At 61.2% G+C, this 19948-nt stretch carries 16 protein-coding genes and 2 pseudogenes; 10 read left to right on the top strand and 8 right to left on the bottom strand.

All coding sequences use genetic code 11. The annotated features are described in order from the left end of the window. Positions 1-48: 48 nt before the first annotated feature. Entirely contained in the window at positions 49-876 is an 828-nt protein-coding gene (locus IAE39_RS15295; protein WP_201203782.1) for an alpha/beta fold hydrolase, read from the bottom strand. A gap of 77 nt (positions 877-953) precedes the next feature. Beyond that, positions 954-1898, bottom strand: coding sequence for a catechol 2,3-dioxygenase (locus tag IAE39_RS15290; RefSeq protein WP_201203779.1), 945 nt, complete (start codon positions 1896-1898; stop codon positions 954-956). 518 nt (positions 1899-2416) lie between these two features. Here IAE39_RS15290 and IAE39_RS15285 point away from each other — a divergent pair. From IAE39_RS15285 to IAE39_RS15275, 3 genes are all read left to right on the top strand, one after another. Beyond that, positions 2417-2905, top strand: coding sequence for a flavin reductase (locus IAE39_RS15285; RefSeq protein WP_201203776.1), 489 nt, complete (start codon positions 2417-2419; stop codon positions 2903-2905). 81 nt (positions 2906-2986) lie between these two features. Continuing rightward, positions 2987-3748, top strand: a complete 762-nt coding sequence (locus IAE39_RS15280) for a TetR/AcrR family transcriptional regulator (RefSeq protein WP_201203770.1) — start codon at positions 2987-2989, stop codon at positions 3746-3748. A 586-nt stretch (positions 3749-4334) separates the two neighbouring features. Next, complete coding sequence (locus tag IAE39_RS15275) at positions 4335-4757, top strand: nitroreductase family protein (protein ID WP_328825617.1); 423 nt, start codon at positions 4335-4337, stop codon at positions 4755-4757. 158 nt (positions 4758-4915) lie between these two features. On the opposite strand, the gene IAE39_RS15270 is transcribed toward IAE39_RS15275, so the two are convergent. The 4 genes and pseudogenes from IAE39_RS15270 to IAE39_RS15255 form a co-directional block, all read right to left on the bottom strand. After that, positions 4916-7360, bottom strand: a complete 2445-nt coding sequence (locus IAE39_RS15270) for a TonB-dependent siderophore receptor (RefSeq protein ID WP_201203767.1) — start codon at positions 7358-7360, stop codon at positions 4916-4918. A 128-nt stretch (positions 7361-7488) separates the two neighbouring features. Next, complete coding sequence (locus tag IAE39_RS15265) at positions 7489-8457, bottom strand: DUF4880 domain-containing protein (RefSeq protein WP_328825616.1); 969 nt, start codon at positions 8455-8457, stop codon at positions 7489-7491. Beyond that, positions 8454-8957 (bottom strand): annotated as a pseudogene (locus IAE39_RS15260) (sigma-70 family RNA polymerase sigma factor). Before IAE39_RS15260 ends, IAE39_RS15265 begins: the two are co-directional and overlap by 4 nt. Before the next feature lie 102 nt (positions 8958-9059). Beyond that, positions 9060-9722, bottom strand: coding sequence for a DUF998 domain-containing protein (locus tag IAE39_RS15255; protein WP_236548610.1), 663 nt, complete (start codon positions 9720-9722; stop codon positions 9060-9062). 134 nt (positions 9723-9856) lie between these two features. On the opposite strand from IAE39_RS15255, the gene IAE39_RS15250 reads away from it, so the two are divergent. After that, positions 9857-10726, top strand: coding sequence for a LysR substrate-binding domain-containing protein (locus tag IAE39_RS15250; RefSeq protein WP_201203765.1), 870 nt, complete (start codon positions 9857-9859; stop codon positions 10724-10726). 197 nt (positions 10727-10923) lie between these two features. Here the strand turns inward: IAE39_RS15250 and IAE39_RS15245 are convergent, their stop codons facing one another. Together IAE39_RS15245 and IAE39_RS15240 are read right to left on the bottom strand one after the other, a co-directional pair. Continuing rightward, a complete protein-coding gene (locus IAE39_RS15245; RefSeq protein WP_201203764.1) occupies positions 10924-11166 on the bottom strand; it encodes a hypothetical protein in 243 nt (80 codons plus the stop codon). 237 nt (positions 11167-11403) lie between these two features. Continuing rightward, positions 11404-12627 (bottom strand): flavin monoamine oxidase family protein, encoded by a 1224-nt coding sequence (locus IAE39_RS15240; protein WP_201203762.1) that lies wholly within the window; start codon positions 12625-12627, stop codon positions 11404-11406. A 232-nt stretch (positions 12628-12859) separates the two neighbouring features. Between IAE39_RS15240 and IAE39_RS15235 the strand changes: the two genes are divergently transcribed. The 6 genes and pseudogenes from IAE39_RS15235 to IAE39_RS15210 form a co-directional block, all read left to right on the top strand. After that, positions 12860-13165, top strand: a complete 306-nt coding sequence (locus IAE39_RS15235) for a hypothetical protein (RefSeq protein ID WP_201203760.1) — start codon at positions 12860-12862, stop codon at positions 13163-13165. Between the two features lie 275 nt (positions 13166-13440). Beyond that, positions 13441-17436, top strand: coding sequence for a DEAD/DEAH box helicase (locus IAE39_RS15230; RefSeq protein WP_236548608.1), 3996 nt, complete (start codon positions 13441-13443; stop codon positions 17434-17436). Between the two features lie 488 nt (positions 17437-17924). Beyond that, a complete protein-coding gene (locus IAE39_RS15225) occupies positions 17925-19247 on the top strand; it encodes an NAD(P)/FAD-dependent oxidoreductase (RefSeq protein WP_201203825.1) in 1323 nt (440 codons plus the stop codon). 67 nt (positions 19248-19314) lie between these two features. Further along, complete coding sequence (locus IAE39_RS15220; protein ID WP_201203755.1) at positions 19315-19533, top strand: twin-arginine translocase TatA/TatE family subunit; 219 nt, start codon at positions 19315-19317, stop codon at positions 19531-19533. Between the two features lie 3 nt (positions 19534-19536). After that, positions 19537-19815: a Sec-independent protein translocase protein TatB gene (gene tatB, locus IAE39_RS15215; protein WP_201203754.1), complete on the top strand. Its 279-nt coding sequence runs from the start codon at positions 19537-19539 to the stop codon at positions 19813-19815. After that, positions 19812-19948: pseudogene (locus tag IAE39_RS15210) on the top strand (Sec-independent protein translocase subunit TatC); the annotation flags it as partial. The gene tatB and the pseudogene IAE39_RS15210, both read left to right, overlap by 4 nt.

The following is a 19948-nucleotide window of genomic DNA, read 5'->3' as shown; positions in this document are numbered from 1 at the left end:
CATTCGCGTATTGATAGAGAATCGGAAAGATTTCAGGCCGGCCCTGCTTCAGCTGCGCAAGAATTCTTTCAACAATGAAGCGAAACGCTCTGCGTGTTCGATCTGTACCCAGTGGCCGCACTTTCTGAACACATGCAGTTCGGCGTTTTCCAGCAACTCGAACAAGCGATGACTGTTCGCTACCGGAATAACCTGGTCTTCATGACCGTGCACAATCAACGTCCGGTTCTTAAGCGTGGAAAGTTGTTCGACCGGCACCGTCAACTTGTCGATGCCGGCCTGGCGCGGCGCCGGGAACATCGAGGCGAACGCCTCCTGGAAGCCGGGGCGAATGCTCGCCTCGTAGCGCATGCGCGCCAGGTCATCATTGACCAGGTCATGGTTGAAGGCAAAGACTTCCAGCAATGCCTTCATGCTTGCAATCGAGGGTTCATACCCCCATACCGCGTCCAGCCCGGGAGTCAGTTCAAACGCGACGCCCACGCTGCCCATGAGCACCAGCTTGTTCACCCGCTCCGGGTGATCGACCGCCATGGCCAGTGCAAGGGCGCCGCCAAAGGAGTTGCCAACCAGGTTGACCTTGTCTAGGCCCAGCGCGTCGATGAAGTCCAGCAAATGCTTGACCCAGACCTGGCGCCCATAGCGAATGCCCTCTGGACGCTGGGTGTAGCCGAAGCCAACGATATCCGGGGCGATCACCCGCATCTGTGTGGCCAGCACCGGCAATACCAGGCGCCAATTCGCCCAAGCGGTCACACCCGGGCCGGAGCCGTGGATGAATAACGTCGGATAACCTTCGCCCTGATCGTGATAATTGGTCGCAATGCCACCGGCATCGATGACCAAACCGTGTTCGGGAGAGTTCTCATGTTTCATAAAACACCCAACTTTCAGATAAAGCCTGCCCACCGCGACCACGTATGGCTGCGGAACCTCTAAAGATAAAGTTCGACTCAGGTATAGTTTTCGAGGAAGTCCGGACGTGGCGTTCCATCATGGAAGAAGATGCCACGCCATATATCTTTGGCCAGCCAGGTTATTGTCGGCATATCCGGCTGGGCGAAATAACCCATGCCGGCAAACATTTCATTACGATTGCCACTGGGGTCGAAGAAGTACGTGGTCTGGCCACGGGTGATGGCATGCCGTTGCGGCGTCACATCCATCGGCACCTTGTGCTTGCCGAGGATGTCAGCTCCGCGCAACACCGCGTTCCAGTCCTCCAGATAGAAGGCAATGTGGTGCAACCCCGTGCCCCCTCCCGCCCCCAGCGCCAGGTCATGGGCCTTGGTGCCGCGGAACAGCCAGGTGGCGAACTGGTTCTTGCCTTCGTCATCGGTGACCACCTGTTCAGCGAGGTTGAAACCCAGCACTTGCATGAGGAAGTCGGTCGTCGACACGACGGTATTGATCCCGCGGCTTTCGTCCACCGGACAGGTGAGCATGACGTGATCGAGCCAGTGCACGCCCGCGCCAAGCAGACCATCGGGCCAAGGCTCGGGGTTCAAGGTGCCGACCGCCTTGCCGATGAACGCCTTCTCCGCGTACAGGTACATGCGATGGCCGCTGGGCAGGTCGAACCCGATCGAGCGACCGCAATGATGCAGGTAGCCTTCGGCGTTCCAGGTCACCTCCACGCCATGGCTGCCGATCTTCTCGGCGAGCACGTTCAGATCATTGTCGTGTTCGACCTTATAGGCGATGTGGTTCAAGCCCGGCCCACCGGCTGGCGACAACACCAGCGAATAGGCATCCCACTCGTCCCAGGCTTTGAGGTAAACGCGCCCATGGGCGTCACGCGAGGTCTCGCTCAAGCCGATGATGTTGACATAGTGGTGCAGTGCCTGGTCCAGGTCGCCCACCTTCAGGTCGACGTGGCCCACTCTGAGAATTCCCATTGTTCAGCCTCTTGTTCTCGATGGTTGTTTGCCCGCGCGCGGCGCAATCGCGCGGCAGGCTGTGCGCATGACCGCGATCAGGTGGGAAAACGTGACGGTCGCAGCCGAGTCGACGCTAAGGCGTCGTTCGGGCGCAAGAACAATGAGCGAGGGGCTTTCGAGCATGCGCAACGGCAACGCGCAAGCAAGGAGGATGGAGACAGGCAAATTGGCATGCTCATTGTTTTTATTCTCCGACAGTCCGCTGGATTGCGGTCAATATCGTGACGAATTAATCATAACTGATATCGTCATCAGTTACGATTAAGCGATCACTTCTGCCGTTTGTCAATACCCTTTCCCACACCTTGAGACCACCGCCGGTCGTCATCGACGACGCGCGCTGGACGGCACTGGTCAACAGGAAAATCTTTTGATAGCGTAATAACTGATGGAATCATCAGTTCTGATTTTGTCATCAAACAAACAAAAACAATCAAGTGCTCCACGGCCAATGCCTGGAGTCAACGGAGGTAACGATGGACGCCATCAGCTTTCGCGAAGCCATGACCCATCTCGGCGCGGCTGTAAACGTGATCACCACTGACGGTGCTGCCGGTCTTGGAGGGTTCACAGCCTCCGCCGTCTGTAGCGTGAGCGACTCACCGCCAACGCTGCTGTTCTGCATGAACAAGGGCGGCTTCCAGTACGAACGCTTCGTCAACAATGGCGTGGCCTGCGTCAACGTGTTGCAAGGGAGCCAGGAGGACATTTCGCGCACATTCAGCGGCGCTCTGAAGATCAGCCTCGAAGAGCGTTTCCAGGCCGTCGCCTGGAGCGCTTTGCGCACTGGCGCGCCGTCACTGGACGACAGCCTGGTGTCCTTCGACTGCCGGGTCGTCCAGGTCAACGAGGTCGGCACCCATGGTGTGTTCATCTGCGAGGTGCAGGACGTGCGCTTCGGTCCACACAATGAAAGCCTCATGTACTTCCGGCGCCAGTACCACCGCCTGGCACAAGCCTGTTAGAACCGCGCTGCCATGCCGCTGAAGCGCGTCGCCAGACGACGCTTCAGCGTCGATACCCCAGACCCCGTCATCTGAGGCATCATGTGCCCAACACGTGCCCACCATCGCTTGCGACCAGGCGGGCGGCGCAACAACGAGCACAGCGGGGATTTCATGAAGAACAACGAGCATCGCCCAGCCGAAGACATCAAACCGGTAGCCATGCCGCGGGGGCTCAAGTCTAAAATGCGCACGCGCAAAAAGCTGATCGACTCCGTGCAACGGCTGATCGCAGTGAAAGGCTTCGAGCAGATGACCATCGAGGACATCACCAACGGCGCCGATGTCGGGTTTGGCACCTTCTACAACCATTTCCATTCCAAGGAAGACATCGCCACGGCCCTGTTTCTCGAGAAGAACCAGGAGCTCGAACGGATCATCGGCACCATCAACCAAGCCGAGCATGACCGCGCCCTGTCGATCACCTACGTTCAGAAACTGTTTCTCACGCAGGCCATCCAGAACGAGATCTGGGGGTGGTTCATCGTGCGCTCGCATGCCAGCCACAAGGCCATGAGCGACTCGTTCAACGAACAGGCCAAGTCGGATATCGCCGAAGGCGTGGCAATTGGACGCTTCGACGTCGCCTGCGTGGAGGCCGCCGCCCAAATCACCATCGCCGGGCTCATCGCCGCCATGCGCAGCCTGCTCGAAGGCCAGGCGCCGCCCAATATCGTGAACAACACCATCGAGTGCTTCATGCGCCTTTATGGGCTGACGCCAGCAGAAGCGAGGGATATCGCCAGCAGCGAACTGCCCGCATACGTAACCACATTGTTTCATGTCAACGAAGGCACTTCATAATCGAAAGAGGCTACCGATGACGATGCAGTTGAAGGTTCGACGGTGCGATACATACCGCCGCGACCGGCTGGTATCGACCCTTTGCGGCCGCTGCGTCTGACAGCGGACTTGTGGGAGCGGGTTTACCCGCGAACACCGGCAAAGCCGGCGCTTCCACCGCGTCGTCTGCTTCGCGGGTAAACCCGCTCCCACGTGCGCGTGGCACTTGCGGAACCCGTTATCGCTCAGCGGCCGCAAAGGGTCGAAAACGGTCATTCGCGCCCGGGTCGACCCATTGTGGACGCTCATTCCCGGTCGCTAGCTGGCGGCGCGCGCCTTCAGCAATCGCGCCGGTTATTCGGCTAGCCGCTCGACAATCCAGTCCACGAATACACGGACACGATGCCCAGGTGAGCAGCCGCTTTGGTAAACGACCGGGTCTCAACTATCCGTTGAAAGGTGCGAATTGCTGTCAAATGATCCATCCAGCGATTTTAACCAGACGTCATCCATTGTCCACAGCTGTGGATTGTGTAGTCTTTTTTTGATGGCTTATCTTTGTCCCTGGCAACGTTAGTCTTTGGTCAACTTTTCCAGGAGACCTCAGGTGAATGACATTACGAGTGCAAAAGCCCACCTCCTTCAACAGCGATATGGCAGCCAGGTAAAGCCTGGGAAAGTCATCATGACTCCAGTGGTCGAAGCGATGCTTCGCCACAAGTCTGTCCGGCCATTTCTGCCGGATGCGCTTCCTGAAGGGGCTATTGAGACGATGGTCGCTGCTGCACAATCGGCTTCAACTTCTTCGGCTCTAAATCAATGGAGCATGATCGCTGTCACGGATGTGGCCTTGAAGAAAGAGATTCACGACACCGTCGCACGTGAAGTAAAAGTTTTCCGCAGCCAACAAAAAATGTCGCCCAAAACCTGGAAAGCTGCCCTTCACAATTCCATGACAAGCATGGAGTACATGGGCGGGCGTAAAGACTTGCGTGAGACGGTAACGCAGAGGGGGTTCAAGCTGCTTTAAGGAATGCGCCCGCGACCGCCTCTAGCCGATTGCGGCCCTTCGTGAGGGGCCGCGATGGGTCGAGGTAACTGGACCAGCCTGTTACCCCTCCCACATCACCGAAGTGCGGTTTTCCGTATCCGGCGGTTGGACAGTCAGGGGCAGCGCCCACCTCAGGCTCAGAAGTCGTACCGCACGTCCATCATCACATGACGCGGCGCGTCATACTGGCCCCAGCTGCCGGCAATGCCGGAATAGTATTTCTCGTCGAACAGGTTGTTCAGGTTGACCGTGCTCGACAGGTGTTCGTTGAAGCGATAACGCGCCATCAGGTTGACCACGCTGTAGTCCTTCTGGGTAACGCGCGCACCGTACCGACTGAAGTACACCGAATGGCTCGAATTCCAGTTGACCCCGCCACCCACGGTCAGGTGCTGCAGGTCGCCGGGGAGCTGGTAAGTGCTCCACAGGCGCAAGGTGTCCATCGGCAACTGCGTGGTCAGGCGTGCGCCGTCGGCATCCTCGGTTCGTGAATGGCTGTAGCCAGCCTGAACGTTCCAGCCTTGGCTCAGTTCACCGCCCAGTTCCAGGTCGACACCCTTGGTCTCGGCGCCGCTCACACCGCGGTAATAGTCCTCGGTTTGATTGGCAGTGCCCGGTATCACGCGAGAGCCTGCGAGCTCCGCCACGTTGTCACGCTTGATCAGATAGGCCGCGACGCTGGCGTTGAGGCGCCCCTCATAAAACTCACCCTTCCAGCCGCCCTCGTAGTTCTTGCCTACTACCGGATCGAGAACCTGGCCGTTCGCATCGCGGGCATCCTGCGGTTTGAAGATGTCGGTATAACTGACATACAGCGACTGCTCCGGCGTCAGGTCGTAGACCAGGCCCGCATACGGGGTGACCACGCCGCGCTCTTTCATGCTGTACGCGGACGGGGTGCCGTCGGGCAATACCTGCAGGAAGTAGTTGTAGCGGTAGTTGCTGGCACGGGCGCCGAGGATCAGGTGCAGGCTGTCGCTCAGGTTGAAGCGGCTGGCAACGAAATAGCCGCTCTGGCGGGTGCTGACATCGTAGTCCATCACTGGGCTGTAACCGGCCTTGTCAGGCTTGGGCAGTTCATGGTCCCAGTTGTGGAAATCGAGCGAGGTATCGCCGAATTCATCGGAGTGGTGATGGTTGACGTAATCGAGGTAGTTGGCGCCGAAAATCAGCTCGTGGCTGCGCCCGAACAGCTCGAACGGGCCCTGCAGGGTGGCGTCGACGGCGCGCTGACGTTGTGTGACATCGGCCGTGCTCTGGTCGATCAGCGCTGTGCCGTCGGGGCTGATGTTGGAGAAGTTCGACCGGCTGTAGTAAGCCGCGGCGTCCACATTTCGGTCCACGTCCATGTAGGTGGTGCCAACCTTCAACTGCCAGTCACCGGCCAATTGCTGCTCGATGCCGATGTTGTAGTTGGTGGTTTCGATACGGTCGACGCTCCAGCGTGAGCCGGAACTGGTGGAGCGCGAGAAGTTGGTCGGGGTGCCGTCGTTGTAGATCAGCGGCACGCCCTGGGCACCCGTGGGGCGGTAGCGTTGGTGCTCGATGCTGAGCCGCAACACAGTGCTGTCGCTGAGGTCGGTTTCCAGGGCGCCGTAGGTGATGTCCTTGTCCTGCTGGTACCAGTCCATGAAGGTGTGGTTGAGCTGCTTGGCTGCCACGAGCCGGCCGCGCACATTGCCGGTAGGGGTCAGCGGGCCGGCAACGTCGGCCTCCAGGCGCCGGTAGTCCCACGAGCCCACGCCCCCTTGCACATAGGCCTTGAAGTCACGGGTCGGGCGCTTGCGCACCACATTGACCACGCCGCTAGGGTCGCCAGCACCGGTCATCAGGCCAGTGGCGCCACGCACCACCTCGACCCGGTCGTAGATCGCCATGTCCAGCAAGGTGCTGGGCATGGTCCGGGTCTGGTTTTCCTGGTAGGTAGTCACGCCATCGAACTGGTAGGTGTTCAGGGCGCTGCCGCGCGAGTAGATGTTGAAGCGCTCGCCGCCGTCCTGGGACATGGTGATGCCGGGCGTTTCCTTGAGCACGTCGGCCATGGTGGTGAGGTGCTGGTCATCCATGCGCTGGCGCGTGATCACGCTGATCGACTGTGGGGTTTCACGCATCGACAGGTTCATCTTGGTGGCAGTGCTGGTCACCGCAGTGGTGTACGAGCCGGTGCCTTCGGTGGTCTCACCCAGGCCGTCGGCGTTGATACTGGTGGCGCCCAGCTCCAGCGCACCACTGGCGGTACCCTGTGCAATCAGCCGGTAGCGGTCGCGCGCCACCTGCACAGGCTGCAGGCCAGTGCCGGCCAACAGCAACGACAGGCCCTGGACGACGCCATGGTCACCGCGCAGGCCCGGGCTGCGCAGGCCGCTGGACAGCTTGGCGTCCACCGCCACCATGACCCCGGCTTGCTGGCCAAACTGCGCCAGGGCGCTGTCGAGGCTGCCAGGGGCAATGTCGAAACGGCGGCTGCCGGCTTGCTCGGTAGCCGCCGAGACGGCCTGAACAGGTAGCTGGAATGTGGCCACGGCAAGGCCGATGACAAGCGGGCGCAGGCGGGTAGCAAGCGGGGTGAGACGAGACTGCATTGAGGCGATCCTTGGCAGACAGTGGGCGAATCAGAGGGGTTTGCCTGTCTTGATGCGCGAGAATCGGAAATCTGCCGGCCGGTGGAGATTTTTTTTCGATAACGCTTCCGGGCCTTTCATGCACCGGCTCAAGCCGGCACCACATTCACCCAGTATCCCAGCACCCGCTGCACCCGCACAGGCAGTACCTGGCTCAGCAAGTCCAGGCTGGCATCGGGGTCATCGAGCGAGAATGTGCCGCTCAATTGCAGCCTGGCAACGCGCGGGTCCCAGCGCAGCATGCCCTTGCGGTAGCGGTCCAGTTCCGTCAACAGTTGCTCCAGCGGCATGCGCTCGGCGACCAGTTGGCCGTGGGTCCAGGCATCGGCACCCAGCGGCAGTGGCACCGGCGCATCAGCACGGGAGGCACCGAAGGCCTGCTGCCAACCCGCAACCAGTTCGCTACGTGCGCCCTGGCCATATTCCACCAACGCCCCGCCCTTGAGTAACTGCACGAGGGTCGAACGTGGCTGCTGATGCACGATCAGCCGCGTGCCGCCGCCTGGCAGCACCCGAGCCTGGGCGGTGCGCAGGCTGACCTGAGCCCCCTGCTCCACCTCCAGCAGCACCCGCCCGCGGTTGAGCGTGAGCACGCGCATGCCTGCCACCCGGTCGCTGTCCAGCGCGCTGCCAGCGTCGAGCTGTAGGGAAAGGCCGGCGTCCAGCTGCCAGCGTTGGCGTTCCCCGGTGGCCGTGGTGAGGTCGCTGAACAGCCCCGGCAACAGGCTGCGCTGGTGCACGCTGTAACCGCCGGCCAGCATCACACCAGCGCCCGCAAGGCCGGTTAGCACTGCCCTGCGCGTAACCTGCGCACGGGCGTGCAACAGCGTGCGCGCATTCGCCGCGCCAAGCCCGGTGGTCCCTTCCCGCAGGCCCTGGCCCAACCCTGCCAAGCGCTGCCAGGCCAGTTCGTGCTCAGGGGCGTGCTGGCGCCACTGCGCACAGGCCTTTTGTTCGCCCGCGCTGCACGCGCCAGACTGCAAGCGGACCATCCACAGCATCGCCTGCTCCAGCACGTGCGGGTCGAGGCGCGGAGGCACCGCCTGGCCGCCGCTCACTGGCCGTACACCGCGGCGTAGCAATGGCGGTACGCCTTGAGCATGTCCTTTTGCACCATGTTCACCGTCAACCCCAACTGTTCGGCGATCTCGGCATAGGCCAGGCCATCGAGCTGGGACAGCAGGAACACCTCACGTACCCGCCTGCCCAGCCCATCGAGAATCTGCCCCACGGCGTCCAATGCCTCCAGCACCAACAGCCGGGTTTCCTCCGACGGCTGCAGCAGCGGATCGAGCCGGGCCAGGCTGTCGAGGTAGGCCCGCTCGAGCGCCTAGCGGCGGAAATGCTGCAGGCACAGGCGCCCCGCCACCGTTGCCAGGTACGCGCGTGGCTCGCGCAGATGCGCCGGCAGTTCGCTGCGCAACAGCCTCACGAACGTGTCCTGGGCGAGGTCGAGCGCCTGCTCGCGGTCGCCCAACTTGTTGCGCAACAGGTTGACCACCCAGCTGTGGTGCCGCAGGTACAGGTCGCCAATGGCCTGGCGGTCGACGGGGGGCATGGCACGAGCCTCCGGAAGTCAAATGAAGAAAAGTCGCGCATGATAATACTTATCATTAATGCGATTCCAGACGTCATCTGCCTAATCGCCCTGCCACGCCTATCAACGGGCGCTGGGGACCACGGGCTCAACAAAACGTACAGACCACGCCAGGGCAGCGACCCAGACCACTGAAATGCCGTAGTTCAGTCGCTGATAAAGGCCGAACCCATGGCCGTCCCCGAATGCCTTGGCCATCAACCCGACAGTTGCCAGGGCCAAGAACAAGCAGAGTAGCGAGAACCACCCAAACATCGCTGAGCACAGCAAGCGCTTACCCAGAAGAACCCACAGCGCGCTGGCCGTCGTCAGTGAAAGAAACATCACCAGCCCTGCAAGGTTATGTATCTGCTGAGCAGTGGACGGCTGGGGCGGCGCGCATCCCTCATCACAGGAGAAAATGCCGGTCGTGAAGCTCGCCAGCCCGTGCAGCGCTATCAGGGCGGCGCTGATCAATGCCATTGGTGACTCGCGAAAGCGTCGCGCCAAACCCAGTGCGAACAGCACGAACAATATGCCAAGGGGAAAGTTGTTCACCCATGCAGAGTACGGGTGTGTGGGCGCCCCTGCTGCGCCCAGCTGGCTCATTGCCTGGTCGACGTGGCTGTAACCCGGATAGCCAAGTGACGTGAGCCACACGCCAACGAAGAGCCAGAGGGGAATCAATAGCCCCATGTTCAACAGGTTTCGGTCAGTGGAATTCACGCTACAGCACTCCCTTGTCATGGCAATCAACGTCTCCGTTCGTGACGAAGAAGCACCATGCTAGAGAGCCTTTGCGCCCGCGCGTTACCGATTTTTTTGCAAGGCAGATTGCCCATGCGTCATCCTGTCGCCCCCTCGTACCAAGGATGGTCCCGATGAGTAGACGTCTGCCCAGTATCTCAGCGCTATTGGCCCTCGAAACGGCTGCGCGCCACCAGAGCTTCGCCAAAGCGGCGCAAGAACTGTCGCTCAGCGAAGGGGCGATTAGCCGGCAGATCGCCAAACTGGAAGGCATGCTCGGGATTCGCCTGTTCAACCGCGTCGGCAATCGCGTCGAGTTATCTGAACTGGGCGCAGGCTACGCCTCACGGATTCGTGCTTCACTGGCCGACATCGAGCGCCACACCCACCAGTTGGTCGCCGACGCGCGTGGCACTACTTCGCTGGAAATCGGTATCATCCCGACCTTGGCCAGCCGCTGGCTGATCCCCAGGCTTACCCGCTTTCAAGCACGCTACCCAGAGATCGAAGTCAACCTGAAAGAGCGGACACAGCCCTTTTCGCTGGAAGAAAGTGGCTTGCAAGCCGCAATCAATTATGACCACCCTGCCTGGCGTACGATGAAGGTCCAGCCGCTGTTCGAAGACCAGATGGTCGCGGTCTGCCACCCCCGCCTGGCAAGCGAATTGCCCGGGAACATGCCACTGCTGCACAAACTGGCGAGCCCCTTCAACTGGGCGCGTTACGCGGCACTGGCCGGGTTGCCGCTCAGCACGCGTACGGCAGGCCCCACCTACGATCGCTACGCCTTGTTGATCGAGGCCGCCAAGGCCGGCATCGGCATGGCACTGGTACCCCGCCGCTACGTGGAAAGAGAACTGCAGGAAGGTGGGCTCTGCACCCCTTGGCCGGAAATGGCCGAGCTGTGCGAGCGCTACGTGCTGGTGACCCGCCCAGGCACCGAAACAGCTCCAGCCTTGGCCAAATTTGAACATTGGCTGATCGAGGAAGCCAGTGTGGGCTGAACACGAAATCTCCGGCCCCAACGCCCGTTGAGAACAGAGCCCGCAAGCGTATCGCGGACCTTGTAGGAGCGGGTTCACCCGCGAAAGGGCCGGACCTGCTGGCCAATACCCTCCAGCCGTTCACCGCTGCCACCCCAGCAGAGCTGGCAGGCGGCTGCGGATGCTATTGATGTTGAACATGGCGATCTTCAGCGTTTTCATGCGTCCGGATCGCTGACATGCGCCTCGACTGCATCCTCCAGCGCCCGGACATGCGCCTGGTCGGCCAACGCCTTGAGCGCCAGCCAGTCGTCCCACTCGATCGCACCATCGTCGCGCAGGGCTTCGGCCGTGCGGACCAGTTCATGGTGGTAGGCATCTGGCGATTCGCGCCGGTAGCTGATGTCGTCGTACTGCGCGTACCAGGCCTCAAGCTCAGGAATGCTGCGTTCGATACTCATGTCGTCGCCCTCACTATCCCATTGCTGGTGTTCTACTGAGGGCAGAGGCACGCTGAAAATTCAATTGGATCGCCCGTCAGGCGCTGCGCTGGATGGCACCGGCAATGCCGGTGTTCGCGGCTAAAGCCGCTCCTACAGGGGCCGCTCGCATCACCTGTGGGAGCGGGCAAGCCTGCAGGTATCAATGCGAGATCAGCGCAGCCCTGCGGGAATAATCGGCATGCGGTACGTCGAAAGCTAGCGTGATGATTGCACTGCCTCGGCCCAGGCGCGCAATGCTTCACAAGCCGCCAGCGCAATTTGCTCGTCGGTACGCCCGGCATACTGCCGCTCGACAGCATCGGCCGCGATCAACCCAACGATCGTTGGAGTCCCCAGTGCATCGGTCAGGTCCAGCCACTCGCCCCAGCTTGCTGGCGTGTCATACCAGCGCAGGTAGCCGGACGGGGAACGTGGCCACCAGCGATGCTCAAACTGAAGAACCACCTTCTCCAGGCGCCCCATTGCCAGATGCGCCATCGCCTGTTGCTGCACTTCGGGCAGTGGCGGGTTGAACGCCAGTGTCTTCAGCACCGGCAATGGCACCGTGCAAATACAGAAATCGCCCTGTTCATCGTCCACCCGGACCTTGTCGCCCGCCCAGTCGATACGGCTGACCGGGCTGTTCAGGCGAATGTCCAACCCTTGCGCCAGCCGCTGGGTCAATTGGCCAAACCCGTTGGGCAGCATGCGGTCGCCGTGGCCGACCCCTTCTTCGTCCAGGGCACAGACGGAAAGCTCCGGCAAAGGCAACCCGGCCTCCAGCAGCAGATGGCCCTCAATGGCATAGCGCGTAGCGCGAGCCTGCCCTGCGTCGAGTCCGGTCATGTAATGCTCGACCGCCGATGCCAACGACAAGCGCCTGTCCAAACCCGCGAGCAAGGCCGCCCAGGCGCCGTCCACATCCGGCACCGATCCGTCTCGCGCAGCAGCCAGCGGCTGGCTGAAATCGGTTTCGATCGTTACCAGGACGTAATCCTGAGCTTTTTCCGCCAATGCGTTTTCATCAAAAAACTGCAGCCAGGCGGCCCCCTCGTCAACCTTGGCACCGTTGAGGTCAACGCTGTGGGTGCGACCACCGATCCGGCCCCTGGCTTCCAGAACAATGCAGTCGACACCCTGCGCCTTCAGGCGCCCCGCCGCTGCCAACCCGGCACAACCTGCGCCAATCACGATCACCCGCTGCGCACCCGCGTCCAGCGCCAGGTCCGCAGCGCGCAAACCATCGTCCCATGCACCGTGTGCCATCGCCGGGGCGGCGGTGTTACACGCCTCGCCAGCCAGCACAAAGCGCCCTCCCAGGCACTCACCCAGCATGGCCCGGTGCAGCGGCGTGCCTGCTGGCGCAAGGGTGCTGTAGGCACCCAGGCTGTAGGGATCCTCGGACCAGTGGGTGACATGCCAAGCGGTGGGTGTATGCACTGCAGTCGCCTCGATCACGGGTTACGTCCAGGCTAATTTATCGCCATTGTTAACGACAAAAAAAGACGATTGTCTTCAGCCATTCTGAAAAATGCTTTCGCCCACTAAAGGTTTGCCCAGCGTTACTTAAAGCGTCTCGTCTGAAAAACCGCAATGCTTTGCAGTGCAGCGGATCTTTACCCTGTCACAACTGAACACAGACCTTCCTGTGTTTGACTTGAGGTAAGCGATCATGGCGAACAATCAAGACAAAGGCGCCAGTCAAGGCGGCGCCGGCAAACCTGACATGGGCAAAGCCGGCCAGCAAGGAGGCCATGGATCTGGCGGTGACATGGCTGGCAAACACCAAGGTGGTCAGCAAACAGGGCAAATGCGTGACGACAAGATGAACAAGGACTGGGATGCGACCAAGGACACCGGCCGCCAGGGTGGCCAGTCTGGAGACAATGCCCGCGGTACGCAAACGGCTGACAAGACTGGCTCAATGGGCGGCAAGCAAGCCCGCGATGATCAGCAGCACAAGGACAAGGACCGCTGATTTGAATGTCCGCGAGCCAAGGCGGCGCAGGCTGCCTTCGCCGAGATAAGAGCACGGCGTTGCCCAGGTAGCTGATGGGCAACGCGCCTTGGTGAACTACCGACAATGAGAAATCCGTTGGCCTTAACTGGATCGGCGTATCGTACAATCGCCTACCCATTTCGTTGAGGCCCAGGATGTCCTTGCAAACGCTTAGCCCGGACTCTCTCCCCGATAACTGTAGGGCCCTCCTCTATGCCCTGGCAACCTCGTTCCCTGGCAAAGGGAAAACCTCATTGCTCAAGTTGCTGCGCATCATGGGTATCTGTGACCCGGGCGGCAAGCTGCTTGATGTCTCCACCTTGCCCGGCTTGCTGCAATTGCTCCAGGACCAAGGCTGGGTTGAAGTGGAACAGCGTAACGAAGGGCAATACTTCGTCGTGCCTGCACAGCGGCGCAACTGTGTACTGCTCAGCCTGCTGAATGCCGCTGACGGTGCAGCGCGATTGCAGCAGATCGACGACAGCCTGCCAGCACTTGGGCAGAGTCAAGCCCCTGGCAAGCCCCGCGCACTGCAAGAGGTCTGGCTGGACCTGCTGAGTGGTAGCGGCCAGCGATTGCAGCACTCGATGTATTGGGCGGGAAGGCTATTCAACGCGAAGGATTGGACCAGTCAGCACCCTATGCATCTTCTGCAGGCCGATGCGGCCGGCCTGCAAGTGTTCGCCCACCTGGACGACACAGTGCGCGGGCTGCTGCTGGAGGACTACCTGTGCCTGAACAACAGCCTGTTCGGGCCAGCATCGCGTAGCTATGCCTTGGCTCAACTTGAAATGGCGCACTACCCATCCCCTGCGCTGGGGGTGCAGTTGCTGCACCAGGCCCTGTGGCGAGGCGACTGGAAAGCGCTGCAACTTTACGGTGAGCCATGCGCCCCGATAACCTTCGCAAGCCTGCAGTTCTTGCTGCGCGGCCAGGTTAGCGACACGCTGAAAGTGATACGGGCCTGGCTTACCGATCAGCGCAGGCAGACCAAAAAGCGCAAGATCGACCTGCCACCGCTGCTCAACGGCTTGTACTGCCTGGCACTCATCGCTGAAAACGACAGCCAGCACCACACGGCGCTCAAGCAGGCCTTGGCTCAGGGCGACAAGCAGTATTACAGTTATACCTACAAGGCGCTCTCCCTGCTGTTCGAGCAGTTACAGGGCAATAAACCAGACTTCTCGTACCTGCGCCTTGGATCGCTCAAAGGTTTTGACGGCCTGCTGCTCGCCCTCGCCCTGTACTGGCTGGATGCGCCGATCGCGCGGGGGCAGGATTGGCGCACCACGCTGCAAGATTACCGAGCTGAACTCGATCAACAGGGTTACGCCTGGCTGGCGACAGAGTTCGATGCCTTGATTGCAGCACAATTTGGCGTGCCCAGGCAGCTTCTCGATCTGCATCAAGATGCCGGGTTGAAACCACTGGCCGCGTTGCTTCAGCGTCAGGAAGCCTGGCAGCACGCTCTCAGTGCGCTGTGCCAGCTGAAGCCGTCCAGCGCGCCGTCCAGCCCCGCCAGCAAGAAGACGACTCGCCTGGCCTGGTTGTTGACTAACAGTCGTTACTCCAGTCATCTGGAGCCGCGCGAGCAAAAGCTCGGGGCAAAGGGACAATGGAGCAAAGGCCGCCCAGTAGCCCTCAAACGCCTGGTAGACGAAGTTGACCGGCTGGACTTTCTTTGCGAGCAAGACCGGCAAGCCATCAGCACGATCCAGGCTGGCAAGACGTATTATTCCAATGTCGAATTCGAGCTCCTTCCCGGTCTGGCCCTGCCCAGGCTGATCGGCCACCCGGCGCTGTTCTGGCAAGATGCCCCGGACGTACGCGTCGAGCTCCAGACAGGCCACGCCAGCCTGCACCTTGAGGCTGTCGATGGGCAGACTCATCTGCGCCTTGAGCCGCAGGGCATCGTCACCGATGATACCTACTACCTGCACACGCAAACGCCGACCCGCCTGCTGATCTATTCGATCAACAGCGACCTGCGCCAGATTGGCAAGATCATCGACAAAGGCTTGCGCGTACCGCAGTCAGGCAAGGCGGAACTGATCGAAGCGATCAGCGCCATCGCGCCGCTGCTACCGATTCATTCAGACCTCCCTGAATTCGCGGCGCAGCTCGACCACGAACCGGCAGATACACGTCTGTTTGCCCATTTACTGCCACTTGCCGACGGTTTGCGCCTGCAATTGCTGGTGCGGCCGTTGGCCGAAAGCAGCTGGTTCCGCCCGGGCCAAGGCGCGCAAAACGTGCTTGGCGAGCGCGATGGCAAGCCCCTGCAGGTGTGTCGCGACCTCGTAGGCGAGCGCCAGGCATTGCAACAGGTGCTACTGGCGTGCCCCGGTCTGGCCAACGCCGATAGCGATGGTCAGGAATGGCAGCTTGACCAGCCGCAGGATGCCTTGCAGGTACTCGCCGAATTGCATGCGCTGGATGGCAACCAGTTGCACTGCGTCTGGCCGGAAGGCGAGCGCATGCGCCTGAAAGGCCGCCTGAAGCTGAACGAACTTCAGCTGGGCCTGCGCAAACAAGGCGATTGGTTCGTGCTGCAGGGCGAAATTGCGTTCGATGACGGCAAGGTACTGCGTCTGCGCCAGCTTCTGGAGCTACTCAAGGCCAGCCCCGGGCGCTTCCTCAAGCTTGGCGAGCGCGACTGGCTGGCACTTGACGACACATTGCGCAAGCGCCTGGACGAGCTGGCGCACCTGGCCGACCGGGTCACCGACCAAGGCCTGCGTCTCAGCCCGTTGACCGCACCGTTGCTGGCCGGGTTGGCAGCCGAAGTTGGCGAGTTCACTGCTGACAAAAGCTGGCAGGCACATTTGCAAAAACTGCAGTCGCTGCGCGACTACCAACCTCAGCTGCCCCGCACCCTGCAAGCCGACTTGCGTGGCTACCAGCATGAGGGCTTCACCTGGTTGGCACGCCTGGCTGAATGGGGCGTCGGTGCCTGCCTGGCCGACGACATGGGCTTGGGCAAGACGGTACAGATACTGGCCCTGCTGCTGCAGCGAGCGGCCAACGGCCCACAACTGGTTGTGGCCCCGACATCGGTAACGCTCAATTGGCAAGCGGAATGCAGGCGGTTCGCCCCTCAGCTGAAACTGCACGCGTATCATCAGGAGCGTAACCTGGATGAGCTGGGCCCCGGCGACCTGGTTATCACCAGCTACGGCCTGCTGCAACAAGACAGTGCCGCATTCGCCGCCTGTTCCTGGAACAGCGTGGTGCTGGACGAAGCCCAGGCAATCAAGAACGCCCAGACCAAACGCGCCCAGGCTGTCATGACGTTGCAGGCGGATTTCCGCGTGGTAGCCACTGGCACCCCATTGGAAAACCACTTGGGCGAACTGTGGAGCCTGTTCCGCTTTATCAACCCGGGCCTGCTCGGCAGCCAGGAAAGCTTTAACAGCCGCTTCGCTACGCCAATTGAACAAGGCGATGCGGCAGCCCGACGAAGCCTTAAAACCCTTATCCAACCCTTTATCTTGCGCCGCCTCAAGAGCCAGGTACTCGACGAATTGCCCGCGCGCACAGAAATCACCTACAAAGTACCGCTCTCCGATGAGGAGGCTCACCTCTACGAAGCCCTTCGCCAGCAAGCGATGGACAACGTCGCGGACGCGGCTCCCGGAGCCGGCAGGTCCTTCAAGATACTGACTGAAATTACCCGACTGCGCCGTTTTTGCTGCCATCCAAGCCTGGTGATTGCGGACTCTGTACTGCCAGGCAGCAAGCTTCAGGCCTTTGCGGCCCTCGTCGAAGAGCTTCTGGACAATGGCCATAAAGCCCTGGTGTTCAGCCAGTACGTCGACCACTTGAGCATCGTGCGCACGCTACTCGATGAAAAACGCATCGCTTACCAGTACCTCGACGGCAGCGTACCCGCCAAAGAGCGGGAACGCCGCGTGAACGCTTTCCAGGCTGGCGTGGGTGAAATCTTCCTTATCAGCCTGAAGGCCGGGGGCAGTGGCCTTAACCTGACCGCCGCCGACTATGTGATCCATCTCGACCCGTGGTGGAACCCTGCGGTGGAGGACCAGGCCAGCGACCGCGCCTATCGCATTGGCCAGCAGCGCCCGGTGACCATTTACCGGCTGGTCGCCGAAAACAGCATCGAAGAGCAGATCGTCGGCTTGCACGCGCGCAAAAGAGACCTGGCCGACAGCTTGCTGGAGGGCGGAGAAACGAGCGCCAAGCTGGATGCCGACGCCCTGCTGGCACTGCTCGCTGGTACGACCCAATAGCGCATACCTGCGATCCCTGTAGGAGCGGCCTCGTGTCGCGATAGGGCCGCAAAGCGGCCCCAGGTTTCAGCTTCGCCGCCGATATTGCCGGGGCCGCTCTGCGGCCCGATCCGACCGGTCCGACGCCTCGGCGAGGCCGCTCCTACAGGAATCGCGTGCGCCTTCATAAGTTGTGCGCCAGGCACAAAACTTCCTCTCCCATCACAAACGCTGATCACCTCTCGACAAGCTTGCACTCCCACAAGGGTGAGGCAGAGCAAAGGAGAGGCAGATTGACGCACCCCTTTTTTCGATCATACAATCTGTATACACATTGTATTTCTTCATGAAACTCAGTGCGCTCTCACCCAACACTTTGATCGAGATGGATGTAAATGGCAGTTACACGCAGGAATGTGCTTATTGGGGCTGGCATCGGTGCCGGTGTTGTCGCAGCAGGTGGCTCCGCTGCATTGCTCAACGATGGAATCCCCGCCGACCCGGCATCGTTGCACCGGGTGACCTCGCTGCCACGTGACGATTCGTCCCCAGGCTGGTTCCACACCAGCCGCGTGCGTCAGCCAAAAGCGCCGCTGGTAGGGGATGACAAGGCCCCTTGGGTGGTGATCGGCGGTGGCTTCACAGGTTTGGCAGCCGCCCGCCAACTGGCACTTAACTTCCCTCAGGACCGGGTGATCCTGGTTGAAGCACAGCAGGTCGGTTTCGGTACCTCGGGCCGCAATGCCGGCTTCCTGATCGACGTGCCCCACGATATCGGCGCGCCGGACTACATCGGCGACAAGACCAACGCCAAGAACATCCTGCACCTGAACCAGCGTGGCCAGGGCATCCTTCGCGACCTGGTCGAGCAGCACAACATCGTTGATGCCCACCTGCGCCACTCCGGCAAATACCAGGCAGCTATCGAGGACAAGGGCATTGCTGTGCTCAATGCCTACCGTGGCGGCCTGGAAGCCCTGGGCGAAAAGGTCGAGCTGATCGAAGGCAACGAGCTGAAAGACCACATCGGTACCTCGTTCTACCGCAAGGCCCTCTACACCCCGGGCACCATGCTGGTCCAGCCGTCGGCACTGGTAAAAGGCCTGGCCGACAGCCTGCCCGAGAACGTCACGCTGTACGAAGACACGGTGATCACTGCGGTCGACTACGGCCAGAAGATCGTCCTGCATCACCCGACCGGTCGCATCACCGCAGACAAGCTGATCCTCGGCAACAACCACTTCGGCCAGCATTTCGGCTTCCTGGAAAACCGCATGCTGCCGATCTTCACCTACGGCAGCCTGACCCGTCCGCTGACCCCGGCCGAACAGGCCAGCATCGGTGGCCAGGAGTTCTGGGGCGTGATCCCGGCCGACCCGTTCGGCAGCACCCTGCGTCGTACCCACGACAACCGCATCCTGGTGCGCAACAGCTTCAGCTTCAACCCGGATGGCCGCTCCAAGGATGGCTACACCGACAAAGTCCGCGTCGCCCATCGCCAGTCGTTCGAGCGCCGTTTCCCAACCCTCACCGACGTACCGTTCGAGCACACCTGGGGCGGTGGCCTGGGCATGACGCGCAACGGCGCCGGCTTCTTCGGTGAACTGCGCGAAAACGTGTACGGCGCGCTGGCCTGCAATGGCCTGGGCACCGTGCGCGGCACCGCCACCGGCACCCTGCTGGCCAACATGCTGGCGGGCAAGATGGAGCCGCTGACCGAGTTCCTGCTGGCCGCCCCCAAGCCAAACTGGAACCCGCCACAACCGGCGCTGTCGATCGGCGTCAACTTCACCCTGCGCACCGGCCAGGCCGCTGCCGGCCTCGAAGCCTGACCCGCCAGGCTGGCGCCGAGCGCGCCAGCCTCCCCGTTTCCCTATCGACACAACAACAGAGAGCACCATGGGTATTTTTGACTGGAAACACTGGATCGTCCTGCTGGCCGTCGTGGTCCTGGTCTTCGGCACCAAGAAGCTGAAGAACCTCGGCAGCGACCTGGGTGAATCGATCAAGGGCTTCCGTAAGGCCATGAACGATGAGCAGAACACAACAGACACGGTGACGGCTCAGCCGCAAGCGCCTCAGCAGCACAGCGCCGTGCAACCGCAGCAGAACGCCTGAACCATGTTCGGTATCAGCTTCAGCGAGCTGCTGCTGGTCGGCTTGGTTGCCCTGCTGGTGCTGGGACCCGAGCGCCTGCCCGGTGCCGCGCGCACTGCCGGGCTGTGGATCGGGCGGCTGAAACGCAGCTTCAACGCCATCAAGAGCGAGGTTGAACGCGAGATCGGTGCCGCTGACATCCACGGCAGCGTGCACAACCCGCTCCCCCTGCAACGGCCGTCGGCCCAACCGCCCTCCCCAACTGAACCACCCGAACAGCCTCAACCACCGCGAGCCCCATGAGCGATAACCCGCAACACGACCAGCCGCTACCGCTGGTTTCACACCTGACCGAACTGCGTACGCGCTTGCTGCGCTGCGTTGCGGTCATTTTCCTGATCTTTGCCGGGCTGTTCAGCTTCGCCCAGCAGATCTA

The organism is Pseudomonas sp. S37 (genome assembly GCF_016658545.1).
GTDB lineage: Bacteria > Pseudomonadota > Gammaproteobacteria > Pseudomonadales > Pseudomonadaceae > Aquipseudomonas.
Note: the sequence above shows the minus strand (reverse complement) of the source record. Positions and strands in the feature narration are given on the sequence as shown.